Here is a 26,548-nt window from a genome sequence, read left to right on the forward strand (position 1 = left end):
CGGTCCGTGGGTGGTGCTCCCGGGCCCGGTGAGCGCGTGCGGCGCTGCCGGGCCCGGAAACTGGCCGTCACGACGTCCGGGACAGCGGCACGGAGACCGGTCCGGTGCGGGGCGTCGTGCAGGCGCTCATCGGCTGTTCCTGCTGCGCTGCGCGCGGGGCCGGGTGTGGGCGCCGTGGCGGCGCTGCTCGGCCCGGTCCCGGCGCGCGTCGTCCGCGCCGGCCGCGACGAACAGGAGCAGGACGACGGCGCCGACGATCAGCAGCCACATCACGGGCGCTCACCGCCCGCGGTGCAGCCGACCTGGCACACGAGCTTCTGCGCGCCGGAGGGCCAGCGGTCGCCGGAGGGGTCCGGCGCCCACGGGCCGCGCGCGTTGCCGCAGCGGTGGCACTCGGGCATCTCGGGCTCGGAGTTGTTCCAGGCGGAGAGCAAAGCGGACTCCAGCGGGTCCGGGCGCTCGGCCAGCGGCATGACCGCGGTCGGGGCGGGCTCGGTGCGCGCGTCCACGTGCGACAGGGCGATCCACGCGCTGTGGTCCTCGACCATCACGACCGGGGTGTGGCGGTCAGCCACCCACGCGGCGGTGCGGGTGCGGGTCAGCAGCGGCTCGTCCTCGCGCGTCTCCGGGTACGCGGCCACCGGCGTGCCGACCGGGTGCGACGCGTCCACCACGGCCTGGCTCTCGTCGTCCTCGCTCGGCTGCTGCGCGGCCAACTGCTGCTCCAGGTCGGAGACCTGCTTCCGCAGGGCCCCGAGCGAGTCCTCCCGCGGGATACGGACCGACACGATCAGCGGCACACCCAGCCAGTCGGTGTACAGCTCGTGGTCCTCGGTGTCGGAGTGGAACGAGCTGGTGATCTTCACCGTGCCGCCGAAGAACTCCTCCGCCGCGGCCAGCAACTCCGCGGGCGCGTCCATCCGCAGGCTGTACCGCATCCGCAGCTCGCCGACGGCGTCGAGGGAGAAGTAGGGCTGGAACAGCCGGTTCGCCGGGATCAGGATGCGGCTGACCGGGTCGCTGGGGTCCTGGTAGAGGACTGCCACCAGCTCGGCGAGTGCCGCGGCCGCCTGAGGCAGCGGGATAGGGTCAGACATGGCTCTCTCTTTCGGGTTCGATCGCTGGATGAGGGCTGTTGGGGCCGTCCGGGTCACGTCCGGGCGGCCCGCTTGCGCTCTACTGCTCGTAGGCGGCGCTGCGCAGCGCCTGCCAGTCGGTCAGCGGCATGTGCACGTCGACGTGGCCTCCGTCCTCGACGGCCCGGCTGTTCGAAACCGCCTGGCGGACCACCGCCCGTAGGTGGCGGCCGTGTTCGCGCTCGGCGCTGACCACCCGCTGGGCCTCCTCGAACATCGCGATCAGGTCCCTGCGGGCCTGACCACTTTTAGTGGTCACAGTCGACATGCGAAAACCTCTGTTCAGTCGGTGCTGTTCAGTTCCTGCTCGGCCAGCCAGGCCAGGACGATGGACCGCCGGTAGCGGATGCCGCCGGACTCGTACTTGATGCTCCGGGGGCCGGTGCCGCGGTGCCGCCACTGGCCGAGGGTGCCGACCGGTACGCGGAGAACGTCCGAGACCTCCTTGGGGGTCAGAAGGATGTCCTCCTGACCACTTTCGGTGGTCAGTACGGTCATGATCACTCCTTGTGCCTTCAACTGCTTGGCCGGTTTGGCCCTTGCGGGGCCCAGCTAAGCACAGCCACAGTGACGTGGCAACTAATAGTTGTCATCTCGTTCATGCCGTTACATGACCGATGGGAATGCCGACCATGTTGCTGCGCGCGTTGCGCGTTACGATCAGCCACCTGTATGCGCCTAGTGAGGGTGGCTTGTTGATGGGGCATCTGACCGGCCGGTTGGAGCAGATCTTGGCCGACCGCCAGTTGACCGAACGGCAGGCGGCCGCGCGCTGCGGGATGCCGTACGAGTCCTTCCGGAAGGTCCTCCGGGGCCTTAGCGCACGGCCCCGCGATGCCACGTTGGAACGGATCGCCGAAGGGCTCGGCGTGCCGGCCGACGTCCTCTTTCGCGAGCGCGCTCGCGACTCCGGCGAACTGCTCTCCGCTCCGCCGGTCGAGGACATCACCACCAGCGAGGCTCTGCAGATCGCCATCGCGCGAGTGGAAGAAATTCCGGCCGACGAGCTCGAAGCGGTTCGTCGCCAAGCCGAAGAGCTTCTGCGCAGCATCCAGCGAGGGGCGAACGAGTAGGCCAAACGCTTGGTGACGCCGAACGGATCTGAACACGAAGCGTCATCATACGCACACAAATTCTTCACCAAGCCCTGTTTTTTTCTCCACCTTACGAGTAAAGATGGTTCTCCTTGCACATGGGCGCGCAGCTGAACGCGCGTAGGAGGGGGCCGCCATGGCAGTGCATAGGGCGGTTCTGCGTGAGCTGAATCCAGCCATCGGAGGACTGATCATCCGCGACGTGCGGAACGGGGACTGGCTAGTCGCCCTCACGCCGAACGTCGCCGCCGGGGACCGCTGCGTGATCTTCAACGCGTTGATGACGCAGCTCGACCAGTGGGAGCAACAGGGCCACTCGATGACCGAGGTACGTAAGTACCTCGCCGGGATGGCGGTGGTGTAGCAGTGGGGTACGTCCACGACCTTTGGTACAAGAAAGGGCCGGCCGGACGGAAGGTCCAGACGAAATACCACGGGAAGGGGAAGCGCTGGCAGGCCCGGTGGGAGACGCCGGACGGCGAGCCGAAGACCCGCCTCTTTGAGAAGCAGGTCGATGCACAGAAGCACGTCACCAAGATGGACCATGCGGTCCTGGCGGGCGACTACCTGGACCCAGAAGCCGGGAAAGTCAAGGTCGGCGACTTCGCGCTCAAGACGTGGCTGCCGGCCCAGGACATCAAGGGACGAACTGAGATCGAGTACAGGGGCGTACTCGACCGCTACCTGATTCCTGAGTGGGGCCGACGGCAGATACGGACGATCAAGCCCTCCGAGGCGAAAGCGTGGCAGGCGCTCCTCGCGAGTAAGTACGAGCTGACCGGGACCACGCCTAACAGGGTCGCGAGGCACGTCCGCAGCGTGTTTCGCCTGGCGGTCTTCGACAAGGCGATCAGGGCATCGCCGTTCGAGGGGATCAAGGCGCCGACGCTGACGGAGACGAAGGTCTATCCGCCGGACGTCGCCGAAGCCCGCCAGATCATTGCCGCGGCCTACACCGCCCTCTGGCGGGCGATGTTCGAGGTGTGCGCTCTCACCGGCCTGCGCAGTGGAGAACTGCGCGGGATGCGGTTGGAGAAGTTCGATGCCCTCCGGATGGCCTACCGGGTCGATCAGCAGCTGGTGTACGAGCGCGGCAAGGGCATGTACCTGGACGACCTCAAGACCGGTGCGGGGAAGCGGGTGCTCCCGTTGAACCGACGGGCGGTCGACGTCATCGCCGCGTACGTCGCCGGGCATCCCCCGCCCAAGAACGGCCCCTGGGCCGGCCTGATCTTCGCCATGCCGGGCGGCAAGCCGATAGGTGAGAGCACCATCGACTGGGCCATCAAACAGACCTGCCGCTACGCCAAGACCGAGGCGCGCCACCTGCACGAGCTTCGCCACCACTACGCCTCGGTGCTGATCGCCGGCGGCGAGAGTCCGAGCGTGGTCCAGCAGCGCCTCGGTCACAAGGACGTCCTCACGACGCTGAGGATCTACAGCCATCTGTTCAACGAGGCGAAGGAGACGACGAGGAACGTCCTGGATGCGGCCTGGGCCATCCCGAGTAAGGATGAGAAGCGGCTCGCGTCGGTCACCAAGATCACGTAATTCTCACGTAATTCCGTTCGCGGAAGGGGACAGAATGCACAGGTCGGTCCATGATCTGCATAGTCTCCACTGGATGTTCCAGGCGGAGAACGTCTGAGGCGCCGTGCGCGACTCCCGGAGGATCCGCTCGACCCGGGCACGGACGCACCGTGCCCGGGTCCGTGCACGGTGCCGGCCCGCCCCGGAGCCGATAGCCGGCACGCCCGTGGCGCCGGCCCGGCCGGTGACGCGGGTGGCTCGGGCGGCGGCGCGGGTACGGGAGTCGGCGGTGCGAGGAGGGCGGCCGACGGTGCGAGCCGCGGGGCCCGGGCCGGGCGCGCCCGGCTCTGACACGTCCGCGGCGGGCGTCAGAGCCGGCGGTGCGAAGGGCGTCCGCGTGGCGCTGGCCCTGACCGGCGGCGCCCTGTGGTGGCTGGCGGTCCTGCGTTTCGGCCTGCGGCCCGACCCCTCCACCGGCCCGGCCGCGGGCCTGCACGCCGCGATCGTGGCCGGCGGCTGGAGCCTCGGCCTGATTCCCATGCACGCGGTGCCCGTACGGCGGCCGGCGGCCACGCCGAGCCGCCCCACGCCGCCGTCCGGAGCCCCGGCCGCCGCGGACGTCCCCGCGCGGGGCGGTCAGCCGTGGGGCGGCGAGGACGGCGAGGACGGTGTCGCCGGGCCCTGACCCGGTGCCGGTCCCCGCTGGCAGCGCGGGCACCAGTAGGCCACCCGGTCCTGCTGCCGGTCCTGCGATCCGTGCCGGGCCGATCGCACCGTCGTGCCGCACCGCAGGCAGGGCTGGTGCTCGCGGCCGTACACCCAGTGGGTGCGTCCGCGCCTGGTGTCCCCGGTCGTCACGTGGCCGGGGCGGTCTCTGTTCGCCACCAGCAGCCGCCGGGCCAGCGCCACCAACCGTTCCGGCGCCGGTACCCGACCGAACGGTGTCCACGGTGTCACCCCGCGCAGGAAACACAGCTCGGCGACGTAGACGTTGCCGACCCCGGCCAGGTTCCGCTGGTCCAGCAGCGCCTCCCCGACGGGGCGGTCCGGGTCCGCCGACAGCCGGGCGAGCGCCCGCGCCGCGTCCCAGTCCGGCCCGAGCAGGTCGGGGCCCAGATGGCCGACGGCCTCGTCCTCCTCGTCGGTGCGCAGCAGTTCCAGCACCGGTAGGCGGTAGCCGACCGCGACCCGGCCGTCCGTCTCCAGCACCGCCCGCACCTGGTGCGTGGGGCCACCCCGCCAACGCTCGCCGGCGCCGTACACGTGCCATGACCCTTCCATCCGCAGATGGCTGTGCAGCGTCATGCCGCCCTCGATACGGGTCATCAGGTGCTTGCCGCGCGCCACCACGTCGAGCACCTGCCGGCCCGCCAGGTCCACCGTCGCCAGCTTCGGTACGCGCAGGTCGGCGCGCACCAGTGCCTGCCCGGCCAGCGCCGCGTGCAGCCGGTGGGCGGTCAACCAGACCGTGTCTCCTTCGGGCATCCCCCCATGATGGCGCGTGCGACGGCGTCGCGGCGGTCCGGCACCTGCCGAGCGGGCGGGAGGCACCTGGTCCGGGGGCCGGGTTAGGCGGCGCGTCCCGTCCGCCGCGTGGGGCCGGCCGGCGGCGCGGGCGGGGCGCTGGTGGAGGTGGAGGCGGCGGTGCGGGTGGGGAGGGGAGGGGCCGGCGCGCCGGCCCCGCGGGCTGTGGGGGAGCACCGGGCACCGTCGGCCCGCCCTTTCGGGCGAACGACACGACGCCGCGGAGATCCAGACGAAGAACCCTAGCTGGGGCCTGTCCGGCGGATCCTGCCAGGCTCGCGGCATCCGGCATCCGGCATCCGGCATCCGGCATCCGGCACCGCACCTCCCTGCGTTGTCGAATCACCCACGTACGACCCGGTACGCGGATGTTCCTCCGCCTTGCGATGCACGGCACCGGACGCCGCGAGCTCGACCGGCACGGTCCGCCGACAAGGCCCTAGTGGTCCTCCCGCAAGCGCAGCCCGCGCGGAGTGGCGTGGAAGCCCGCCGCTTCCAGTGCCCGGCCCAACGGCGAGGTCAGGGCGGGCTCGCCGTTGGCCCGCTCCACCGTGAGGCGGCCCAGCGCGCCCTCGCGGACCGCGAGCGCCAGGGCGTCCGCCGCGGCCCCGACCCGTATCTCGTCCAATGGCCAGGCCAGCAGGGTCTTGCCGCCCCGCTCCACGTACAGGGCCAGCTCACCGTCGGCGAGCACCACCAGGGAGCCCGCCTTCCGGCCGGGCTTGTGGGAGACGCCCGCGGGCTGCTCCGGCCACGGCAGCGCGGCGCCGTAGGGATTGGCCGGGTCCGCGGCGGCCAGCACCACGGTCCGGGAACGGTCCGGGCGCTCCTCCTGCCGCTCCCGTGCGGTGTTCAGCGCCCGCAGCCGGTCCACCGCGCCCTCCATCGCGAACTGCGCCGCGCCCAGCCCCTCCACCACGTAGCCTCGCCTGGCCTGCCCGGTCTCCTCCAGCGCCGCCAGCACCCGGTAGGCCGCGGAGAAGCCGCCCGCCACGCCCTCGGCCGCCACCGCTCCCCGGGTGACCACGCCGTGCCGGTCGAGCAGGGTGTGGGTCAGCGCGTGGGCCCGCAGGGTCGGATCGGTCTCGGGCACCGGTACCAGGGACCAGCGGCCCGCGGTGGTCGGTGGGCCGGACCGGGAGGCGGTCGCCCGCGGTGAGCGGGCCGAGGCGAGCGAGCTGTACCTGCCGCGCGGCACCGCGCGCGGCGCCCGGTGCGCGGTCGCGCCCGCGGTGCGGCCCGAGCCGAGCAGTGCCCGCAGCGGGGCGAGCGTGTCGTTGGTCAGCCGCCCCGACCAGGCCAGGTCCCACACCGCGTCGGCGAGTTCCGGGTCGCTCGCCGAGAGCCCGGCGGCCCGCACCTGCTCCCCGATCTGCCGGAAGAACAGGCCGTACCCGCCCGACAGCGCGCCGAGCACCGCCGAGTGCAGTTCCGTCAGCTCCAACGGCTGCGGGGTCGGCAGCAACAAGGGCGCACTTTCGGACAAATACAGCGACACCCATCCGTCCTTGCCGGGCAGCGCCCCCGCCCCCGCCCACAGCACCTCGCCGGACGACGTCAACTCGTCCAGCATCGCCGGGGTGTAGCCGGCCACCCGGGACGGCAGCACCAGCTTCTCCAACGCCGACGCCGGCACCGCCACGCCCTGCAACTGCTCCACCGCCCGGGCGAGCCCGTCCATCCCCCGCAGGCCGTGCGTGCCGACGTGCTGCCACTGCGGCAGGAACACCCCGAGCGTCGCGGGCGGCACCGGTTCCAGCTCCTGCCGCAGCGCGGCGAGCGAACGGCGCCGCAGCCGGCGCAGCACCCCTGCGTCGCACCATTCCTGGCCGGCCCCGCCCGGACGGAACTCGCCCTCCGCCAGCCGCCCCGCCGCCGCCAGCCGCCTCAGTGTGCCGTCCGCCACGGCTCCACCCAGCCCGAACCGCGCCGCCGCCTCACCGGTCGTGAACGGGCCGTGCGTGCGGGCGTACCGCGCCAGCAGGTCGCCCAGCGGGTCCTTGACCGGTTCGGTGAACGCCACCGGCACACCCACGGGCAGCGCCGTGCCCAGCGCGTCCCGCAGCCGTCCGGCGTCCTCGACCGCCGCCCAGTACTCCTCCCCGGCGATCCGCACCCGGATCGCGCGCCGCGCCGCCTCCAGTTCGGCAGGCCACTGCGCGTGCGCGCCCCGCACGGCCAGTTCGGTGCCCGTCAGCGGACCGAGCACCCGCAACAGGTCCGCGACCCCCTCGGCGTCCTTGACCCGCCGGTCCTCGGTCAGCCACTGCAACTCGCTGTCCAGATCGGCCAGCACGTCGGGATCGAGCAACTCCCGCAACTCGGCCTGGCCCAGCAACTCCGCGAGCAGCCGCGAGTCCAGCGACAGCGCGGCCGCCCTGCGCTCGGCGAGCGGCGAGTCCCCCTCGTAGAGGAACTGCGCGACGTATCCGAACAGCAGCGAGCGGGCGAAGGGCGAGGGCTCCTGCGTGGTCACCTCGACCAGCCGAACCCGGCGCGCCTCGATGTCGCCCATCAGCTCCACCAGACCCGGCACGTCGAACACGTCCTGAAGGCACTCGCGGATCGCCTCCAGCACGATCGGGAACGACCCGAACTCCGACGCCACCTGGAGCAGTTGCGAGGCGCGCTGCCGCTGCTGCCACAGCGGCGTCCGCCGTCCGGGGCTGCGGCGCGGCAGCAGCAGCGCCCGCGCCGCGCACTCCCTGAACCGCGAGGCGAACAGCGCGGACCCACCCACCTGGTCGGTCACCAACTGCTCGATCTCGCCCTTGTCGAAGGCCACGTCTCCCGCGCCCACCGGCGACCGGTCCGGGTCGAACTCCGCGCCCCGCGCGACCGGATCGGCGTCCAGCAGGTCGAGGCCCATCAGATCGGCGTCCGGAAGGCGCAGCACGATCCCGTCGTCGGCGTGCATGGCCTGCGCGTCCAGTCCGTAGCGCTCCTGGAGCCGGGCGCCCAGCGCCAGGGCCCACGGGGCGTGCACCTGGGCGCCGAACGGCGAGTGGATGATCACCCGCCAGTCGCCCAGTTCGTCCCTGAAGCGCTCCACGACGACGGTGCGGTCGTCGGGCACGTGGCCGCACGCCTGCCGCTGCTCCGCGAGGTACGACAGCACGTTGTCGACCGCCCACCGGTCCAGGCCGGCCGCCGACAGGCGCTGCCGGGCCGCCTCGTCGGGCAGCGCGCCGACTTCCCGCAGCCAGCGGCCCAGCGCCCGGCCCAGCTCCAGCGGACGTCCCAACTGGTCGCCCTTCCAGAAGGGCAGCCGCCCCGGCACGCCCGGCGCGGGGGAGACCAGGACCCGGTCGCGGGTGATGTCCTCGATCCGCCAGGAGGTGGTGCCCAGGGTGAAGACGTCGCCCACCCGGGACTCGTACACCATCTCCTCGTCCAGCTCCCCGACCCTGCCGCCGCCCTTCTTCGGGTCCGCGCCCGCCAGGAAGACCCCGAACAGCCCGCGGTCCGGGATGGTGCCGCCTGAGGTGACCGCGAGCCGCTGGGCCCCGGGCCGGCCGGTGAGTGTGTTGGCCACCCGGTCCCACACCAGGCGGGGGCGCAACTCCGCGAACGCGTCCGACGGGTAGCGGCCCGCCAGCATGTCCAGCACCGCGGTGTACGCGGAGTGGGGGAGCGACGCGAACGGGGCCGCCTGCCGGACGAGGGCGAGCAACTCGTCCACGTCCCAGGTGTCCAGGGCGGTCATCGCCACGATCTGCTGGGCCAGCACGTCCAGCGGGTTGGACGGCACCCGCAGCGACTCGATGGCCCCTTCCCGCATCCGCTCCGTGACCACCGCGGACTGCACCAGGTCGCCCCGGTACTTCGGGAAGACCGCCCCGGTGGACACCGCTCCCACCTGGTGGCCGGCCCGGCCCACCCGCTGCAGCCCCGACGCGACCGAGGGCGGGGACTCGACCTGGACCACCAGGTCGACCGCGCCCATGTCGATACCCAGCTCCAGGCTCGACGTGGCGACCACCGCGGGCAGCCGACCCGCTTTCAGGTCCTCCTCCACCAGCGCCCGCTGCTCCTTGGACACCGAGCCGTGGTGCGCGCGGGCCAGCACCGCAGGAGCACCCTTGGCCGCACCCGACTGCGCCATGACCTGCGCGGGGGAGTGCGCCTCGGACAGCGGTTCGCCCTCGGCGCGCTCCTGGCCGATCTCGTTGAGCCGGTTGCACAGGCGCTCGGCCAGCCGCCGGGAGTTGGCGAAGACGATCGTGGAGCGGTGGGCCTGCACCAGGTCCGCGATGCGCTCCTCGACATGCGGCCAGATCGACGGCCGTTGCGCGGCGCCCGCGGCCGGACCGCTGTGCTCCGCCGCGTCCGCCACCGGCGAGCCGCCCAGTTCCCCCAGATCCTCCACCGGCACGACCACGGACAGCTCGAACCGCTTCTGGGAGGGCGGCTGCACGACCGCCACCCGCCGCTGCGGGGAGAGGAAGCGGGCCACCTCGTCCACCGGCCGGACCGTGGCCGACAGGCCGATCCTCCGGGCCGGCCGGTCCAGCAGCCGGTCCAGGCGCTCGAGGGAGAGCGCCAGGTGGGCACCGCGCTTGGTGCCGGCGACCGCGTGCACCTCGTCCACGATCACCGTCTCGATCCCGGCCAGGGCCTCCCGCGCGGCGGAGGTGAGCATGAGGAAGAGGGACTCGGGGGTGGTGATGAGGATGTCCGGCGGGCGGGTGACCAGCGAGCGGCGCTCCGCCGCGGGCGTGTCACCCGATCGGATACCGACCCGCACCTCGGGCTCGGGCAGTCCGAGCCGCACGGACTCCTGCCGGAGTCCCGCCAGCGGGCTGCGCAGGTTGCGCTCCACGTCCACCGCGAGCGCCTTCATCGGCGACACGTACAGCACCCGGCAGCGGCGGCGGGCCTCCGCCGGCGGCGGGGTGGCGGCCAACCGGTCCAGCGCGGCCAGGAACGCCGCCAGTGTCTTGCCCGAGCCGGTGGGCGCCACGACCAGGACGTCGGAGTCCGCCGCGATGGCGGACCACGCGCCGGCCTGGGCCGCGGTGGGCTCGCGGAACGCCCCCTGGAACCACGCACGGGTCGCGGGGGAGAAGGAGTCGAGGCTGCTGTGCGGATCGGACGGAGGACCGGACGGAGCGGACGGACTGGACATGACCCCATCCTGCCTCGCCGTACCGACACCGCGCCGACGACCACTCGTCCGGCTGTGGACAACTCCTGGCGCGCTCACGCCACAATGTCCCCATGACCGCGCGTGAGCAGGCACGATTCTGGGAGCACCCGGACCTGCCCGGGGTCGATCTGCTGCGCGCCCGCTACGTCCGGCACACCTTTTCCCGCCACGTCCACGACGGCTACGTGATCGCCGCGGTCACCGGAGGGGTGGAGGGCATCGGTCTGCCCGGCGGCGCCGAGGTGGCCGGCGAGGGCGGCGTCGTGCTGATCAATCCGGAGGTCCCGCACACGGCGTACGCGGGGGCCGCCGGCGGCTGGAGCTACCGGGTGCTCTACCCGTCGACGGCCGTCGTGTCGGCCGTGGCGGCCGAGACCGGCGGGCCGCGCGGCACCCCTTCCTTCACCGGCCCGGTCGTCGCCGATCCGGCCGCCGCCCGCCTGATCGCCGCGGTCCACGAAGCGGCCGAGCAGGACGACGTGCTCGCCGCCGAGACGTTTCTGCGCCTGGTGGTGGCCAGGCTGCTGTCCCGGCACGGCGCGGGGGCCACCCGCGGCCTGCCCGGGCGCGCCGCTGCCCCCGGCGCCGCCGCCCGGGCCCGCGAACTGCTCACCGAGCGGCTGGCCGACCCGCCGAGCCTCGACGCCCTCGCCGCCGCCACCGGCGCCGGGCCGTTCGCGCTGCTGCGGGCCTTCAAGGCCGCCTACGGCCTTCCCCCGCACGCCTGGCTGACCGGCGAGCGGGTCCGCGCCGCCCGCCGCCTCCTCGACGCCGGTGTCCCTCCGGCCGAGGCCGCGACCGCCGTCGGCTTCACCGACCAACCCCACCTCAACCGGCACTTCGGCCGGATCGTCGGGGTGCCGCCCGGGGCGTACCAGCGGGACCGGAGGACCGTACGAGCACGCTGACCGGGACCGGCCGGACGCGCGGGCGGGCCTCGCTGCCCCCGAGGCCCGGCGCCGTACGGGCGGAGACCGGTGGGAGGGCCGCCGTACGGGCGGGGCGCGGCCGTGATCGCGGGGGCTTCCGCGCCGCAAGAACGTACAAGACCGGTGGGCGCCGGCCTCCCTAACCTGATCGGGTGAAAACAGAACAGACAGCGGGGCCGGAGACCGAGCGACCGCCAGCGAGGCCCCGAGCCGCGGTGGTCCGGGACGCCCTCGGAGTAGGGGTCGCCGTCGGACTGTCCGGGTTCGCCTTCGGAGTGACCTCGGCGGGCGCCGGACTGTCCGTCCTCCAAAGCTGTGTCCTGTCGCTGCTCGTCTTCACCGGGGCCTCGCAGTTCGCCCTGGTGAGCGCGCTCGGCGCGGGCGGCAGCCCGTTCGCCGCTGCCGCCGGGGCGTTCTTCCTGGGCACCCGCAACGCCTTCTACGGCCTGCGGCTCTCGCAGCTCCTCCGCCTGCCCGCCCCCGTACGGCCGCTCGCCGCCCAGTGGGTCATCGACGAGACCTCCGCGGTGGCCCTCGCCCAGCGCGGGCGGGCCGCCGCCCGGCTCGGTTTCACCGTCACGGGAGCGAGCCTCTACGCGCTGTGGAACCTCACCACGCTGCTCGGGGCCCTGGGCGCGTCGGCGCTCGGCGACCCGAACGCCTGGGGACTGGACGCGGCGGGCCCGGCCGTCTTCCTGGCCCTGCTGGCGCCCATGGTCAAGGGGCGTGCCGAACGCGCGGTGGCCGCGCTCGCCGTGCTGCTCGCGCTGGCCTGCCTGCCGGTGCTGCCGGCCGGGGTCCCGGTCCTGGTCGCCGCCCTCGCGGCTCCGCTGGTGCTCGCCGCGCGTAAGGCGGCGGCGCGGTGACGGGCGGGACGGGAACCTGGATCGCCATCGGCGCCACCGCCCTGGGCTGCTACGGAGTGAAGCTGCTCGGCCTGTCCGTGCCCGCAGGGCTGCTGGAACGGCCGCTGGTCAAGCGGCTGGCCGCACTGGTGCCGCTCGCCCTGCTCGCCGCTCTGACCGCCTTGCAGACCTTCGGCACCGGCACCCTGCGGCTCGCGGTCGACGCGCGGGCCGCGGGCCTCGCGGCGGCGGGCTTCGCCCTGTTCCTGCGCGCGCCCTTCCTCGTGGTGGTCGCGGCCGCGGTGGTGGTCACCGCCGCGCTACGAGCGGTGTAGGCCGTCCGGGTAGGGTCCGCGGCGGAGGGATACTGGCATCCATGCGGCTGACGATGTTCTGGGAGCGGATGCGCGCGCAGTTCGGCGAGACCTACGCCGACTCCTTCGCGCGCGACCACGTGATGTCCGAACTGGGCGGCCGTACGGTCGTCCAGGCGCTGGAGGACGGCTGGGAGGCGAAGGACGTCTGGCGGGCGGTCTGCGTGGCCATGGACGTGCCCGCCACGCGGCGCTGACGCGGGCCCGGGTGCCGCGAATGCCCTGATATCAGGACTTGCCCGGGGGCAGGCCCCAGACTTGCCCTGTGGCAGCACGCGACGAGTCCTCCGACCGGGCACCGGGCCCGCCCGGCGACGGACCGCCGCCCGCGCGTGCGCGCATGCCGCGCTGGCTGCCCCGCGCGCTCGTCCTCGCGTTCGCGCTCTTCGCCTGCTACCAGTTCGCGCACTGGGTCTTCGACCGGCTGGTCGGCCTGCTCGTCAACGTCCTGGTCTCGTTCTTCTGCGCGCTGGCCATCGAGCCGGCGGTGGACTGGATGGCCGGGCGCCGCATCCGCCGGGGGCTGGCCACCGGCATCGTGATGCTTCTGGTGCTGGTGGCGGGCGCGGGCTTCCTGCTGGCCGTCGGCTCCCTGCTGGTCGACCAGATCAGCACCATCGTGCGGAACCTGCCGCAGTACGCCGACGACGTGGTGAGGTGGATCAACCGGACCTTCCACACGCACATCGACACCGGGGGCAAGCTGCACGACAGGGTGCTGCACTCCGACTGGGTGCGCGCGTACCTCACCAGCGGCGCCGCCAGCGTGTGGGGCATCTCGACCACCGTCATCGGCACGATCTTCCAGATCTTCACCGTGGCGCTGTTCACCTTCTACCTGGCCGCGGACGGCCCCAGGCTGCGCCGCACGCTGTGCTCCATGCTGCCCCCCGCGCGCCAGGCCGAGGTCCTGCGCGCCTGGGACATCGCGGTCGCCAAGACAGGCGGCTACCTCTACTCCCGGGCGCTGATGGCCGTGATCTCGGGGCTCGCCCACTACATCCTGCTCCAGGTGCTCGGCGTCCCCTACGCACCCGCGCTGGGGGTCTGGGTGGGCCTGGTCTCGCAGTTCATCCCCACCGTCGGCACCTACCTGGCCGGAGCCCTGCCGATCCTCATCGCGTTCACCGAGGACCCGTGGGACGCGCTGTGGGTGCTGTGCTTCGTGGTGGTCTACCAGCAATTCGAGAACTACCTGCTCCAACCGCGGATCACCGCGCGTACGGTGGACATCCATCCGGCGGTCGCCTTCGGCTCGGTGATCGTCGGGACGGCGCTGCTCGGTGCGGTCGGCGCGCTCATCGCCATCCCCGCCACCGCCACGCTCCAGGGCTTCTTCGTCACCTACGTCAGGCGCTACGAGGTCGCCGATCCCCGGACGTGACCGTCCGGCCGGCACGGCGGGTCGCTTGACACGAAAATCGAACATCCATTCATATGGATGGAGTCCGGCGGACCTTCCGCCGCGGCGGCGCGAACTCCGGCCGGTGCCGGTCGCGGACGTCGGCCGGAGTTGTCCACAGGTCCGGGGCGACGTGCGGGCGCGTTGTCAGTGCCAGGCGCTAGCGTCATGGACGTGAAGCGATCGAACCAGACATCCCGGGTGGAGTCCATGGCAGGAAACGACCGCGAGAAGGCGCTCGACGCCGCGCTCGCGCAGATTGAACGGCAGTTCGGCAAGGGCGCGGTCATGCGGCTCGGCGACCGGCCGAACGAGCCCATCGAGGTCATCCCCACCGGATCGACCGCGCTGGACGTGGCGCTCGGCGTCGGCGGCCTGCCGCGCGGCCGTGTCGTGGAGGTGTACGGCCCGGAGTCCTCCGGCAAGACCACCCTCACCCTGCACGCGGTGGCCAACGCCCAGCGCGTCGGCGGCACCGTGGCCTTCGTGGACGCCGAGCACGCCCTCGACCCCGAGTACGCGAAGGCACTCGGCGTCGACATCGAGAACCTGCTGCTGTCCCAGCCGGACACCGGCGAGCAGGCGCTGGAGATCGTGGACATGCTGGTCCGCTCCGGTGCCATCGACCTCATCGTGATCGACTCCGTGGCAGCCCTCGTGCCGCGGGCCGAGATCGAGGGCGAGATGGGCGACTCCCACGTCGGCCTCCAGGCCCGGCTGATGAGCCAGGCGCTCCGGAAGATCACCAGCGCGCTCAACCAGTCGAAGACCACCGCCATCTTCATCAACCAGCTCCGCGAGAAGATCGGTGTGATGTTCGGCTCGCCGGAGACCACCACCGGTGGCCGCGCGCTGAAGTTCTACGCCTCCGTCCGGCTCGACATCCGCCGGATCGAGACCCTCAAGGACGGCACCGACGCGGTCGGCAACCGCACGCGCGTCAAGGTGGTCAAGAACAAGGTCGCGCCGCCCTTCAAGCAGGCCGAGTTCGACATCCTCTACGGCCAGGGCATCAGCCGTGAGGGCGGCCTGATCGACATGGGCGTGGAGCACGGCTTCGTCCGCAAGTCGGGTGCCTGGTACACGTACGAGGGCGACCAGCTCGGCCAGGGCAAGGAGAACGTCCGGAACTTCCTGCGGGACAACCCGGACCTCGCGGACGAGATCGAGAAGCGGATCAAGGAGAAGCTCGGCGTGGGCGTCCCGAAGCCCGACGCGGCAGCCGCCGCCGCGGCCGGGGCGGTCGTGCCCGCCAAGGCCGAGCCGACCAAGGCCGAACCCGCCAAGACCGAGGTCCCCGCTCCGAAGAAGGCGCCCAAGGCCACCGCCGCCAAGGTCTGACGCCATGGAGCGCACGCCTCACAAGCGCGGCGGTTCTTCCGAGTCGAGGGCCTCGCGAGAGCCGCCGCTCGATCCTGGTGAGCAGGCGCGGGCGCTGTGCCTGCGCCTGCTCACCGGGACACCGCGCACCCGTAGGCAGCTCGCGGACGCCATGCGCAAGCGCGAGATCCCCGACGACATCGCCGAGCAGGTCCTGGAGCGGTTCGAGGACGTCGGCCTCATCGACGACCAGGCGTTCGCCAACGCCTGGGTGGAGTCGCGCCACCGCGGCCGCGGCCTGGCCCGCAGTGCCCTCGCCCGCGAACTGCGGCACCGCGGGGTGGACACCGAGCTGGTGACCGGCGCCGTGGAACTCCTCGACTCCGAGCAGGAGGAGGAGACCGCCCGCCAACTGGTGCGGCGCCGACTGCCCAGCACCCGCGGCCTGGACCGGGACCGCCGGATCAGACGCCTCGCCGGCATGCTCGCCCGCAAGGGATACCCGGAGGGCATGTCCCTGCGGGTGGTGCGGGACGCGCTGGCGGCCGAAGGAGACAGCGGTGCCGACGAGGAGGAGCCGTGGGCATGGCAGAGCGAATAACGGTCAGCGCCCGCGCCGGAACCGAGGCCGGAACCGGCGCCACCGTCGCCTCCCGCCAGGTCAGCCGGTCCGTCCGCTGACCTGGTGACCGGCCGCGCCGCCGCCCCCCTGGCTCTCGTCCGGCCGATCGCCCTCGTCCTCGCCGTGAGCGGTGTCGTCGGCAGTGTCGCCCAGCCCGCCTGCCGCGGTCGGCGGACCGCCCCTGGCCAGATCCGCGTAGGAGTACAGCTCGGCGGGCCGGCAGCCCACCATCGCGGCCACCAAGTGCCCGTCCGGCCGTACCAGGAGCACCGTGTGCGCGGTCGCCCCCGGATAGGTCTCGGCGACCAGCAGCTCCGCCGCGGTGGGCAGCGCGGCCACCGCGGAGGCCAACCGCGGCATCAGGCCGGCGGTCAGCCAGTGCCGGGACTCCCACACCCCGGTGCCGGGCGCGACCAGCACCACCACCAGCCCGTGTCCGAGCCGCTCACGCAGCCGGCCCTGCGTGCCGTCCAGCGCGGTGACGGCCACGTCGGCGACCGCCTCCCCGGGCCGCGTGTCGCACTCGGCCACCAGCGACGCCGCCCCGGCCGACCGGCCGGCGCCCCTGGGCGCGGGAACGGACAGCGGCGACCGGGCGTACACCGTCGAGGCGGCCGCCCCTCCGCGGCCGAGGTAGCTGTCGGTCAGCAGCTCGACCTGCCCGCGGGCCGAGCCGGACAGCAGGGTGTGGCGCACCGTCTGCCAGGCGCCGTTCGACCGCAGCAGCGGAAGCGCCTGGTCGGTGGCGCGCAGCCGCGCCCCCACCACCCCCCGCCGCTCCGCCTCGTAGCTGTCGAGCAGGAGCCCGGAGGCGCCGTCGTGAACGGCGATCGCCAGCTTCCAGGCGAGGTTCTCCGCGTCCCGCAGACCCTCCTCGACGCTCTGGGCGCCGAGCGCGCCCATCAGGTGCGCCGCGTCACCGGCGAGGAAGACCCTCCCGGCCCGCCAGGTCCGCGCGAGCCGCTGGTGGACGGGGTAGTCGGCGGAACCGGCCAGTTCGTACGGCACCACCTTGCCGCACCAAGCGCTCAGCGCGGCCCGGAGGCGTTCCACCAGGGCGTCGGAGGTGAGCCGGCCGCCCTGTGCCGGAAGCAGCCAGTCGATCCGCCACCGCCCCTCCGGCAACGGGCGGGCGGTGATCTCCTGACCCGTCGGTGCCCCCGGCGGGTCGCGGTGCAGCAGCGCGACGCCGGGCTCGGGCAGCTCCGCCCGTACCGTGACCACCGCGTGCCGGTCCACCGCCGTGCGGCCGGGGAAGCGGATGCCCAGCAGTTTGCGGACCGTGGACCGCGGACCGTCGCACCCCACCAGGTGGCTGCCGCGCCACCACGTCTCCTCGGCGCCCTTGGTGTGCACCGTGACCCCGTGCGCGTCCTGCTCCACCGCGTCCACCCGGCAGCCGGACACCACCCGCACCGCACCACTGGCCGACACCGCGGCCCGCAGCCCCTGCTCCAGCAGGTGCTGCGTCACGTGGACCGGCGCGCCCGCCGGATCGTCGTCGAAGTCCCACCGCAGCACCTCGGTGCGCCGGCGCAGCGTGCGCCACCCCGTCCAGGTCGCGCCGTCGCCCCGCAGACCGCCGTAGCCGAGGCGTTCCACGAGTGCCGCGACCTCCGGCCCGAGCACGCAGGTGCGGGCCTGCCGCAGCCCCTCGGCTCCGCCGAGCACCTCCGCCTCGTCCAGCAGGATCACGGGCACGTCGCGACGGGCCAGCGCGAGGGCGAGGGTCAGACCCACGGGTCCGGCCCCCGCGACGATCACGGGGTCCACGCAGCGGCCCCCGGAAGAGTTGCGGTCACAAAGCGTATGCAACCCACTGCGCCTGCCCGCGTCAAGCGACGGTCGCACGTCGGCGCGGTGCGGGACGGTTCACGGGGCGCACGCCGGCCGCGCACGCGACGCACCCGGGGCGCACGCCGCGGTGGTGCCCGGCAGCCGCTCACGCCGCCCGCGTCGGGCTTCGGTGTCCCCGGCGCGTACCGGGTGGGTAACGGTCCGCCGCGTGGGCCGGTACCCCCTTGACGTGCGGGTCGTGATCGGCGTGGATTCGGTCGACAGGTCCATGACCCACCCGGCGGCGCAGGGGTGGACTCCGCGCCGACGTGGGGTTTCGTGCGGATGAGGAGGAGGTGACGCATGCGACTGCTGTTGGTGGAGGACGACGACAGGGTCGCCTCCGCCCTCTCCGCGGTGCTCGGCAAGCACGGCTTCGACGTGCGCCACGCCCGAAGCGGCGAGGAGGCGATCCAGGCGCTGCTGCCCGACGGCGGCCCGGAGTACGACTGCGTGCTGCTCGACCTGGGACTGCCGGACCAGGACGGCTTCGAGGTGTGCAGCCGCATCCGGCGCCGCAGCGCCACCCCGGTGATCATGGTCACCGCCCGCTCCGACGTCAGGTCCCGCATCCACGGCCTCAACCTGGGCGCGGACGACTACGTGGTGAAGCCGTACGACATCGGCGAACTACTGGCGCGCATCCACGCGGTGGTGCGCCGACCGCCGCTGCGGCCCGGGGCCGTCCCGAGCGCGGGCCCGGCCACACCTCCGCACGGCAGCCCCGTGGTGAGCCTGCCGGGCGGCGCCGACGACGCCCCTATGACGCTCGGCCCGGTGGTGATCGAGCCGTCCACGCGGCGGGTCACCGTGGAAGGCCGCCCGGTGGCGCTGACCCGCAAGGAGTTCGACCTGCTCGCGCTGCTGGCCCAGCGGCCCGGGGTGGTCTTCCGCCGGGAGCAGATCATCAGCGAGGTGTGGCGCACCGCGTGGGAGGGGACCGGCCGCACCCTGGAGGTGCACGTCGCCTCGCTGCGCTCGAAGTTGCGCACCCCGCCCATGATCGAGACGGTGCGCGGGGTCGGCTACCGGCTCGTCGTGCCGGCCGGCTGACGGCAGGAGCCGAGGACACCCGTGCGCTCACGACTGCTGCCGCTGCTCATCGTCCTGATGGCCGGTGTCCTGCTCGCGCTCGGGTTCCCGCTGGCCGCCAGCCAGGCGGCGGCGCAGCAGCAGCGCGTCGTGGTGGACCGGATCGACGACACCACCCGGTTCGCGGCGCTGGCGCAGTTCGTGACCGCGCGCGACGAGGACGCCGTCGTCGACCCGGACGACGACGAGCGCCTGCACACCCTGGTGACCGAACTCGACCGCTACGAGCAGCTCTACGGCATCCGGGCCGGGGTCTTCTACCGGGACCGCACCTCGATGGCCGCGGCTCCGCACGCCTGGCGGGTCCCCTCCAGCGGGGAGCTGTACGACGCGTACGACGCGGCGCTGCTGGGGCGGCGCGCCCACAACCCGCAGCAGGTGTGGCCCTGGCAGCACCGCATGCTCGCCATCGCCTCGCCGATCGTGCGGGACGGCGACGTGGTCGCGGTGGTCGTCACCGACTCGCCGACCGGCGCGCTGCGTTCGCGCATCCTGCACGGCTGGCTGCTGCTGGCGGCCGGGGAACTCGCCGCGATGGCGATCGCGGTGCTGTTCGCGGTGCGGCTGACCGCCTGGGTGCTCCGGCCGGTCGCGACCCTGGACCGCGTCACCCACGACATCGCCACCGGCCGGATGAAGTCGCGGGTCCAGCCGTCCGGGGGACCGCCGGAACTGCGGCGGCTGGTCAGGTCGTTCAACGAGATGGCGGATAACGTGGAGGCGGTGCTGGAGCAGCAGCGCGCCTTCGTCGCCGACGCCTCCCACCAGTTGCGCAACCCGCTGTCCGCCCTGCTCCTGCGGATCGAGCTGCTCGGTCTCGAACTGCCCGACGGCCACACCGAGGCCGAGTCGGTGAAGGAGGAGGGGCACCGGCTCGCCCAGGTGCTCGACGACCTCCTCGGCCTGGCCGTCGCGGAGAGTTCCGGCAGCCACCTGGCGGTCATCGACATCGCGGAACTGGCCAGGACCCGCGCCGACGCCTGGCGGCCGAGTGGCGACCGGGAGGGCGTCGCCGTGGAGTTCGTCGAGCCGGCGCACGCGGACGTCACCGGGTGGGCCGACGCGATCGCGCTGTCCAGCGCCCTGGACGCGGTGATCGACAACGCGATCAAGTTCACCCCCGGGGGCAGTTCCGTCACCGTGCGGGTGGTGGTCGACGGTGATCAGGTCGCCGTCGCCGTCGCCGACAGCGGTCCTGGGCTGACCGACGACGAACTCGACCGGATCGGCGACCGCTTCTGGCGCAGCGCCCGCCACCAGAACGTGCACGGCTCGGGACTGGGCCTGTCCATCGCACGGGCGCTGCTCAGCCAGGGCGGCGGCAGCATCGGCTTCGGACGCCGGGAGCCGCACGGCCTGGAGGTGCGTCTCGTGGTGCCGCGCACGGCGCCGGCGGTGGCAGCGGCGCGCCCCGGGGGCTGAGGCGGGGGCCAGGCGGGTCGGGCCGGAGGCTGAGGCGGGGCCCAGGCGGGCCGGGCCGGGGGAGCGGGGGCGCCGAGGAGGTTCGAGGTCCGAGGGCGGCCGCCGACGGCGCACCGCCGTGCCGGCTACGGTTTCACCGACCGGTAGTAGCGCTCGGCCCCCACGTGCAGGGGCAGCGGATCGGTGAAGACGGCGGTCCGCAGGTCCACCAGTTGCGCCGCGTGTACCACGTTGCCGATCGAGTCCCTGCTGTCGATCACCGCCTTGGTCAGGCGCTGCACCAGCCCGGCGTCGGCGTGGTCCGTCGTCACCAGCAGGTTCGCCACCGCGATGGTGGCGATGGCCTGCCCGTCCTGGGCGCTGGGGTACGCGTCCGCCGGCATCATCGCCTGCCGGTAGTACTGCATCTGCGGCCCCATGGAGTGCAGTTTGGCCACCAGGTCGCCGAGTTGGACCAGCCGGATGCGGTCGGTCGGGGAGGCCATCGCGCCCACCGCCGCCGTCGGCAGGCCACCGGACCAGAAGAAGGCGTCCAGTTTGCCGTCGAGCAGCATGGCCGGTGCCTGGTCGATGCCGACCGGCACCGCTGTGACGTCCTTGTCGATGTCCAGGCCCGCGGCCGTCAGCAGCCGCCTGGTGATCAGGTTGACCCCCGAGCCGGCCTGCCCGACACCCACTCTCAGCCCGCGCAGGTCCCGCGCCGACTGCACGGAGGAGTCGCGCGGCACCACGAGCTGCATGTAGTCGTCGTAGAGCCGCGCGCACGCCCGCAGGTCCTTCTTGTTCGGCCCGTCGTAGGACGCGACCGCGTCCGCCGCGGCGATCGTGAAGTCGGCGCGGCCGTCCGCCACCTGCTCGATGTTCTCCACCGAGCCCTCGGTGTGCTCCAGGTCCACCTTCACCCCGGGCAGAGCCGTGCGCAGATCGCTCTTGAGCAGTACCCCGTACTTCTCGTAGACCCCGTTCTGCACTCCGGTCGCCAGCGAGATCGGGCCCCTGGGGTACGACGGACCGTCCGTCGGCAGCAGCCACCACAGCAGCAGCGCCAGGGCCGAGGCCGAGGCCAGCACGACCTGGAGGGCACGCCGGGTGCCGAGCCGGCGGCCGAGGCGGGTGAGGTCCATGGCCCGCGATCCTGCCAGCCGCGCGGCCGGGAAGGAAGGCGCGACCGGTGTCCTTGCCGCTGGGCCGCGATGCCGGACCCCGCGGCCGCTGGTTCGGCATCGCGGCCCAGCGGCAAACCGGGTTCGGGTACGGCGCGGGCACCGCCTACCCTGGGTGCATGACCGCGCAGGACACCGCTCTCCAGCGAAGCTACGAGATCCGCACCTATGGGTGCCAGATGAACGTCCACGACTCCGAGCGTCTGGCCGGCCTCCTTGAGGACGCGGGGTACGTCCGGGCACCCGAGGGCGCCGATGGCGCGGACGTGGTGGTCTTCAACACCTGCGCGGTGCGGGAGAACGCCGACAACCGGCTCTACGGCAACCTCGGCCAGCTCGTGCCGCGCAAGGCCGCTCGCCCGGGCATGCAGATCGCGGTCGGCGGCTGCCTGGCGCAGAAGGACCGCGACACGATCGTCCGTCGCGCCCCCTGGGTGGACGTCGTCTTCGGCACCCACAACATCGGGCAGCTCCCGGTGCTGCTGGAGCGGGCGAGGGTCGCGGACGAGGCGCAGGTCGAGATCGTCGAGTCGCTGGAGACGTTCCCCTCCACGCTGCCCTCGCGCCGCGAGTCGGCGTACGCGGCCTGGGTCGCGATCTCCGTCGGCTGCAACAACACGTGCACGTTCTGCATCGTGCCCGCGCTGCGCGGCAAGGAGAAGGACCGGCGGCCTGGAGACGTGCTCGCCGAGGTCGGGGCACTGGTCGCCGAGGGCGTCGTCGAGGTGACGCTGCTGGGGCAGAACGTCAACGCCTACGGCTCCGACATCGGCGACCGCGAGGCGTTCGGCAAGCTCCTGCGGGCCACCGGCGTCGTCGAGGGCCTGGAGCGGGTCCGCTTCACCTCCCCGCACCCGCGCGACTTCACCGACGACGTCATCGCCGCCATGGCCGAGACGCCGAACGTGATGCACCAGCTCCACATGCCGCTCCAGTCGGGATCCGACCGGGTGCTCAAGGCGATGCGCAGGTCGTACCGGCAGGACCGCTACCTCGGCATCATCGAGAAGGTGCGCGCCGCCATGCCGGACGCCGCCATCACCACCGACATCATCGTGGGCTTCCCCGGCGAGACCGAGGAGGACTTCGAGCAGACCCTGGACGTGGTGCGGCAGGCGCGCTTCGCGCAGGCGTTCACCTTCCAGTACAGCAAGCGCCCCGGCACTCCGGCGGCCGGGATGGACGGCCAAATCCCCAAGGCGGTCGTGCAGCAGCGCTACGAACGCCTGGTGGCGCTCCAGGAGGAGATCTCCTGGGAGGAGAACAAGAAGCAGGTCGGCCGCACCCTCGAAGTGCTGGTCGCCGAGGGCGAGGGCCGCAAGGACGACGCCACCCGCCGGCTGTCCGGCCGTGCCCCCGACAACCGGCTGGTGCACTTCGCCCGCCCGGAGCAGGAGATCAGGCCCGGCGACATGGCGACCGTCGAGATCACGTACGGCGCCCCGCACCACCTGCTCGCCGAGCGGCCCCCGCTGTCGGTCCGGCGGACCCCCGCCGGCGACGCCTGGGAGCGGCGGCAGGGCGCGGCTGCGGCCAAGCCCGCCGGGGTCATGCTGGGCCTGCCGACGATCGGAGCGCCCGCACCGGCGCCCGAGGCGGTACCGACGGGCGGCTGTGCGCTCGGCTGAGGGCCGGGGAACGGGGCGATCATGATCTCCCCCTTGTGGGTGCCTGCCGGGGCCGTGACGGGCCGGTGAGGGCAGCCGGGGGCCGTCCCAGGATGTCCGGGCGAGTGTGGCGCGTGCGCCGTCAGGCGTGATCCCGGGCGCTTCCGTCCCGGATACCGGAGGGCGGGGCGTCTGACGGGCGTCCGCCGGAAGCCGTGCGGGAGCGCGGCCGCCCGGCAACCGGCCGGTAGGGTTCCGAGCATGCTGGTCGCCGCCGCCGTCTGCCCCTGCCCGCCGCTGCTCGTGCCCGAGGTCGCCGCCGGTGCCGCGCCCGAGTTGGACTCCCTGCGGACGGCCTGCGCGGACGCGGTGGGCGTGTTGGCCGCGGCCCGCCCCGACCGGTTGGTGGTCGTCGGCCCCGCACGGCGCCCGGGGCGCGGGGTCTTCCCTCCCGGAGCGGCGGGATCCTTCCGCGGCTACGGCGTCGAGGTCGACGTGACTTTGGGGGAGCCGCAGGGCGCGGAGCCGGCGGAGGAACGGGGCGCGGAGTCGTCGTCCGGCGGCGACGCGCTGCTGCCCGCCGCATCGGTGCCCCTGCCGCCTTCCCTCGCCGTGGCCGCGTGGCTGCTGCGCGGCTGGCGGGCGGCGCCCGTCGAGGGGCTCGGGGTGGGCGAGGAACTGGAGCAGCAGCGGTGCGCGCTGGCCGGACGTGCCGTGGCCGACGCGGCGCCGCGGGTCGCGCTGCTGGTCATGGGCGACGGCAGCGCGTGCCGCTCGGTCAAGGCGCCGGGCTACCTCGACGAGAGGGCGGGCCCCTTCGACGCCGCCGTGGCCGAGGCCCTCGCCGCCGCCGATGCCGCGGCCCTGGAAGGGCTCGATCCGGAACTGGCCCACGCGCTCCAGGCCGCGGGACGGGCCCCCTGGCAGGTGCTGGCGGGCGCCGCGCGCGGAACCGCACCGACGGGTGAGCTGCTGTACGACGCGGCGCCGTACGGGGTCGGCTACTTCGTCGCGACCTGGACCTGACCGGTCGCGCGAGCCCACCCGCGCGCTCAGGGCGGCGGTACACGGGTCGCTGATGGTGGACTGACCGCGGATGGTGGGGTCCGCGGCCGTCCGGTCCTTGGGACGCACCCCCTGCCGTGGGGGCGTCGGTCCCGGCCCGGGGCAGCCCCCCGAACCAGGACCCGGCGGGTCGGTGCTCAGCCGGCGTCGGGGCCCTTCGCGTCCTGGCCCTTCTCGCCGTACCCCTTGACGGCGTCCTTCGCCTTGCCCACGCCCGAGTTGATCTGGCTGCTGTACTTGCCGCCGGTCTTCGAGTCGACGGTGTGCGCCGCCTTGTCGAGGCCCTGCCCGATCTTGTCGCCGTGCTGCCTGGCGAGACCCGCGGCCTTGTCCTTCGACATGCCGATCTTGCCCTTGAGCGAGTCCATGAAACTCATCTGGCACCTTCCCTGCGGGTTCCCCTCGAAGTGGCGGCCAGGGGACGGCCGGGATGCGCCGGCACCCGCGATGACCAGGTCAGCGGCACATCGAGGGGCACGTGACGCCCCTCACGTCCGACCATACCCGGGCGGACCGCATTCCGCGTGGCCAGCCGCCACGCCCTGTGGACGACCGGGTGCCCGGGCACCTGCGATCATCACAGGACCGGTGCCGTCGTCACCCGATCGGTACCGCGCCGCGGAGTTTGGGAGACTTGCAGGGTGAACAAGCGCGTGATCGCCGTCGTCGGCCCCACCGCGGCCGGCAAGTCCGACCTGGGCGTCTTCCTGGCGCGGGAGTTGGGCGGCGAGGTGATCAACGCCGACTCGATGCAGCTCTACCGGGGCATGGACATCGGCACGGCCAAGCTCACCGAGGAGGAGCGGCGCGGTGTGCCGCACCACCTCCTCGACATCTGGGACGTCACCGAGGCCGCCAACGTCGCCGACTACCAGCGCCTCGCGCGTGTCGGGATCGACCGGCTGCACGCCGAGGGCAGGGTGCCGATCCTCGTCGGCGGCTCCGGGCTGTACGTCCGCGCCGCCCTCGACGACCTCCGCTTCCCGGGCACCGACCCCTCCGTGCGCGCCCGCCTGGAGGCCGAACTCGACATGCGGGGCCCAGGCGCCCTGCACGCCCGGCTCGCCGCGGTGGACCCGGAGGCCGCCCGCGCGATCCTGCCGAGCAACGGCCGCCGCATCGTCCGCGCGCTGGAGGTGGTCGAGATCACCGGACAGCCCTTCACCGCGAACCTCCCCGGCCCCGACTCCGTCTACGACACCGTGCAGATCGGCGTCGCCGTCCCGCGGCCCGAGCTCGACGAGCGGATCGCGCTGCGCGTGGACCGGATGTGGCAGGACGGCCTCGTCGCCGAGGTGCGCGCCCTGGAGGCGGCCGGGCTGCGCGAGGGCCGCACGGCGTCGCGCGCCCTGGGCTACCAGCAGGTGCTCGCGTGGTTCGCCGGCGACTGCACGCAGGAGGAGGCGCACGCGGAGACCGTACGCGCCACCAAGCGCTTCGCGCGGCGCCAGGACTCGTGGTTCCGGCGCGATCCGCGTGTGCACTGGCTCACCACCAGGGGAACGGAACTCGCCGGGCAGGCGCTGGCGTTGGCGGGAGAGGCTCCCAGAAGCGGTCACAGCCTGATCACGTGATGGCATCGGGACGCCTCGGCGTCCCGGAGCGGCCTTCCGGGCGTGCCATCATCGTGCTTCCAGCTACTGTGTCGACGTACGGGAGGGCGCGTGGCGATGGCAGCCGGCCCACGCGACACCCCGCCGGGGCGCGACACGTCGACCGATTCCGGGCGCTCCGCGAGGGGCCGCAGGCGGAAGCACCACCCGGGTCAGATCCCGGACTCCCGTCCTCCGCTGGACGCGCTGGAGTCGGCCAACGCTCCGTTCCCGGCAGCCGATCCGGCCGAGGGCGCCGACCCGGTGCGTGCCGGGGCCGCGCCCGGGTCCGCCGAGCAGGACGTGCCGGCCGATCCGGACGGCGTCGGCGATCCCCTGGCCGGGGTCGGGGCGCTCGACGGATACGACAACCTGGAACGGCTCGACCGGCTGGAGCCGCTCGGCGTGCTGGACGACCTCGATCCGCTCGAAGCCGCCGAACACCTGCCCGCCCTCGAGGACGGCGCGTCCTTCCGTGAGCTGCGGCCGAAGCGAAGGCTGCAGATCTGGCAGATCGCCCCGATCATCGCCCTGGCCGTCGGCGGCTCGCTGATGTTCGCCTTCCCGCTCGCCTTCGAGTCCGGGGACACCGGCCCGGTGGTCGCGATGCTCGGCCTGCTGCTGTGCTGCTGCGCGGCCGGCTGGGGCCTGGCCGCCGCACGGCGGATCGGCCAGACCTGGCCGGGGCTGCCCGCGCGCGGCTCGGGCGAGCGCGCGGACTGGCGCTACGTCGCCGGCTACGCCGCCTTGACCGTGCTGCTGGCGCTGCTGGCCGTGTGGCGGGTCGCCCGGCTGCGCTGACGGATCGCGGCGCAGGTCAGCGCCGGTGCGAGCGGCGACATGCCC

At 73.4% G+C, this 26,548-nt stretch carries 24 protein-coding genes and 2 pseudogenes; 17 read left to right on the forward strand and 9 right to left on the reverse strand.

Going from position 1 to position 26,548, the window contains the following annotated elements; translation table 11 throughout:
* Positions 1 to 126: 126 nt before the first annotated feature.
* The 4 genes from RVR_RS27780 to RVR_RS27795 form a co-directional block, all read right to left on the reverse strand.
* On the reverse strand, positions 127 to 273 hold the full coding sequence (locus tag RVR_RS27780; protein WP_202236585.1) for a hypothetical protein: 147 nt from the start codon (positions 271 to 273) through the stop codon (positions 127 to 129).
* A complete protein-coding gene (locus RVR_RS27785) occupies positions 270 to 1,097 on the reverse strand; it encodes a hypothetical protein (protein WP_202236586.1) in 828 nt (275 codons plus the stop codon). The genes RVR_RS27780 and RVR_RS27785 overlap by 4 nt, the downstream gene beginning before the upstream one ends.
* A 79-nt stretch (positions 1,098 to 1,176) precedes the next feature.
* Positions 1,177 to 1,395, reverse strand: coding sequence for a hypothetical protein (locus RVR_RS27790; protein ID WP_202236587.1), 219 nt, complete (start codon positions 1,393 to 1,395; stop codon positions 1,177 to 1,179).
* Positions 1,396 to 1,418: 23 nt separating this feature from the next.
* On the reverse strand, positions 1,419 to 1,634 hold the full coding sequence (locus RVR_RS27795) for a helix-turn-helix transcriptional regulator (RefSeq protein WP_202236588.1): 216 nt from the start codon (positions 1,632 to 1,634) through the stop codon (positions 1,419 to 1,421).
* Between the two features lie 125 nt (positions 1,635 to 1,759).
* Here RVR_RS27795 and RVR_RS27800 point away from each other — a divergent pair, with 125 nt between their 5' ends.
* From RVR_RS27800 to RVR_RS27815, 4 genes are all read left to right on the forward strand, one after another.
* A complete protein-coding gene (locus tag RVR_RS27800; protein ID WP_202236589.1) occupies positions 1,760 to 2,209 on the forward strand; it encodes a helix-turn-helix domain-containing protein in 450 nt (149 codons plus the stop codon).
* Positions 2,210 to 2,366: 157 nt separating this feature from the next.
* A complete protein-coding gene (locus RVR_RS27805; protein ID WP_202236590.1) occupies positions 2,367 to 2,594 on the forward strand; it encodes a hypothetical protein in 228 nt (75 codons plus the stop codon).
* Between the two features lie 2 nt (positions 2,595 to 2,596).
* On the forward strand, positions 2,597 to 3,781 hold the full coding sequence (locus tag RVR_RS27810) for a tyrosine-type recombinase/integrase (RefSeq protein WP_202236591.1): 1,185 nt from the start codon (positions 2,597 to 2,599) through the stop codon (positions 3,779 to 3,781).
* A gap of 376 nt (positions 3,782 to 4,157) precedes the next feature.
* The gene (locus tag RVR_RS27815) at positions 4,158 to 4,445 is read left to right on the forward strand and encodes a hypothetical protein (protein ID WP_202236592.1); all 288 of its coding nucleotides are present in this window, start codon (positions 4,158 to 4,160) and stop codon (positions 4,443 to 4,445) included.
* Here the strand turns inward: RVR_RS27815 and RVR_RS27820 are convergent.
* Together RVR_RS27820 and RVR_RS27825 are read right to left on the reverse strand one after the other, a co-directional pair.
* On the reverse strand, positions 4,397 to 5,245 hold the full coding sequence (locus RVR_RS27820; protein WP_202236594.1) for an Fpg/Nei family DNA glycosylase: 849 nt from the start codon (positions 5,243 to 5,245) through the stop codon (positions 4,397 to 4,399). The two genes, RVR_RS27815 and RVR_RS27820, sit on opposite strands and share 49 nt — an antisense overlap.
* 478 nt (positions 5,246 to 5,723) lie before the next feature.
* Positions 5,724 to 10,412, reverse strand: a complete 4,689-nt coding sequence (locus RVR_RS27825) for an ATP-dependent helicase (RefSeq protein WP_202236596.1) — start codon at positions 10,410 to 10,412, stop codon at positions 5,724 to 5,726.
* Positions 10,413 to 10,504: 92 nt separating this feature from the next.
* On the opposite strand from RVR_RS27825, the gene RVR_RS27830 reads away from it, so the two are divergent.
* The 7 genes and pseudogenes from RVR_RS27830 to recX form a co-directional block, all read left to right on the forward strand.
* Entirely contained in the window at positions 10,505 to 11,341 is an 837-nt protein-coding gene (locus RVR_RS27830) for an AraC family transcriptional regulator (protein ID WP_202236597.1), read from the forward strand.
* 173 nt (positions 11,342 to 11,514) lie between these two features.
* Positions 11,515 to 12,228 (forward strand): AzlC family ABC transporter permease, encoded by a 714-nt coding sequence (locus RVR_RS27835; protein ID WP_202236599.1) that lies wholly within the window; start codon positions 11,515 to 11,517, stop codon positions 12,226 to 12,228.
* Entirely contained in the window at positions 12,225 to 12,542 is a 318-nt protein-coding gene (locus RVR_RS27840) for an AzlD domain-containing protein (RefSeq protein ID WP_202236601.1), read from the forward strand. The genes RVR_RS27835 and RVR_RS27840 overlap by 4 nt, the downstream gene beginning before the upstream one ends.
* Before the next feature lie 41 nt (positions 12,543 to 12,583).
* Positions 12,584 to 12,778: a DUF3046 domain-containing protein gene (locus RVR_RS27845; protein WP_202236603.1), complete on the forward strand. Its 195-nt coding sequence runs from the start codon at positions 12,584 to 12,586 to the stop codon at positions 12,776 to 12,778.
* 68 nt (positions 12,779 to 12,846) lie between these two features.
* Entirely contained in the window at positions 12,847 to 13,965 is a 1,119-nt protein-coding gene (locus RVR_RS27850) for an AI-2E family transporter (protein WP_237405000.1), read from the forward strand.
* 219 nt (positions 13,966 to 14,184) lie between these two features.
* Positions 14,185 to 15,318: pseudogene (gene recA, locus RVR_RS27855) on the forward strand (recombinase RecA); the annotation flags it as partial.
* Positions 15,200 to 15,904: pseudogene (gene recX / locus RVR_RS27860) on the forward strand (recombination regulator RecX); the annotation flags it as partial. The pseudogenes recA and recX, both read left to right, overlap by 119 nt.
* Before the next feature lie 60 nt (positions 15,905 to 15,964).
* Here recX and RVR_RS27865 read toward each other — a convergent pair.
* Complete coding sequence (locus RVR_RS27865) at positions 15,965 to 17,698, reverse strand: FAD-dependent monooxygenase (RefSeq protein WP_202236605.1); 1,734 nt, start codon at positions 17,696 to 17,698, stop codon at positions 15,965 to 15,967.
* A gap of 366 nt (positions 17,699 to 18,064) precedes the next feature.
* On the opposite strand from RVR_RS27865, the gene RVR_RS27870 reads away from it, so the two are divergent.
* Together RVR_RS27870 and RVR_RS27875 are read left to right on the forward strand one after the other, a co-directional pair.
* A complete protein-coding gene (locus RVR_RS27870; protein ID WP_202236607.1) occupies positions 18,065 to 18,814 on the forward strand; it encodes a response regulator transcription factor in 750 nt (249 codons plus the stop codon).
* Positions 18,815 to 18,835: 21 nt separating this feature from the next.
* Positions 18,836 to 20,275: a sensor histidine kinase gene (locus RVR_RS27875; protein WP_202236627.1), complete on the forward strand. Its 1,440-nt coding sequence runs from the start codon at positions 18,836 to 18,838 to the stop codon at positions 20,273 to 20,275.
* Between the two features lie 125 nt (positions 20,276 to 20,400).
* Here RVR_RS27875 and RVR_RS27880 read toward each other — a convergent pair whose 3' ends face one another.
* Positions 20,401 to 21,399 carry a TAXI family TRAP transporter solute-binding subunit gene (locus RVR_RS27880; RefSeq protein ID WP_202236629.1) on the reverse strand — a complete coding sequence of 333 codons (999 nt, stop codon included), beginning with the start codon at positions 21,397 to 21,399 and terminating at the stop codon, positions 20,401 to 20,403.
* A 158-nt stretch (positions 21,400 to 21,557) separates the two neighbouring features.
* On the opposite strand from RVR_RS27880, the gene miaB reads away from it, so the two are divergent.
* Together miaB and RVR_RS27890 are read left to right on the forward strand one after the other, a co-directional pair.
* A complete protein-coding gene (gene miaB, locus RVR_RS27885) occupies positions 21,558 to 23,066 on the forward strand; it encodes a tRNA (N6-isopentenyl adenosine(37)-C2)-methylthiotransferase MiaB (RefSeq protein ID WP_202236638.1) in 1,509 nt (502 codons plus the stop codon).
* Between the two features lie 240 nt (positions 23,067 to 23,306).
* Positions 23,307 to 24,071 (forward strand): class III extradiol dioxygenase subunit B-like domain-containing protein, encoded by a 765-nt coding sequence (locus RVR_RS27890; RefSeq protein WP_202236640.1) that lies wholly within the window; start codon positions 23,307 to 23,309, stop codon positions 24,069 to 24,071.
* Positions 24,072 to 24,247: 176 nt separating this feature from the next.
* On the opposite strand, the gene RVR_RS27895 is transcribed toward RVR_RS27890, so the two are convergent.
* Positions 24,248 to 24,487, reverse strand: a complete 240-nt coding sequence (locus tag RVR_RS27895) for an antitoxin (protein ID WP_202236642.1) — start codon at positions 24,485 to 24,487, stop codon at positions 24,248 to 24,250.
* 264 nt (positions 24,488 to 24,751) lie between these two features.
* On the opposite strand from RVR_RS27895, the gene miaA reads away from it, so the two are divergent.
* Both miaA and RVR_RS27905 read left to right on the forward strand, forming a co-directional pair.
* Entirely contained in the window at positions 24,752 to 25,684 is a 933-nt protein-coding gene (gene miaA / locus RVR_RS27900; protein ID WP_202236644.1) for a tRNA (adenosine(37)-N6)-dimethylallyltransferase MiaA, read from the forward strand.
* 282 nt (positions 25,685 to 25,966) lie between these two features.
* On the forward strand, positions 25,967 to 26,503 hold the full coding sequence (locus RVR_RS27905) for a hypothetical protein (RefSeq protein WP_430393249.1): 537 nt from the start codon (positions 25,967 to 25,969) through the stop codon (positions 26,501 to 26,503).
* The last annotated feature ends 45 nt before the right edge of the window (positions 26,504 to 26,548 follow it).

The organism is Streptomyces sp. SN-593, from assembly GCF_016756395.1.
Taxonomy (GTDB): Bacteria; Actinomycetota; Actinomycetes; order Streptomycetales; family Streptomycetaceae; genus Actinacidiphila; species Actinacidiphila reveromycinica.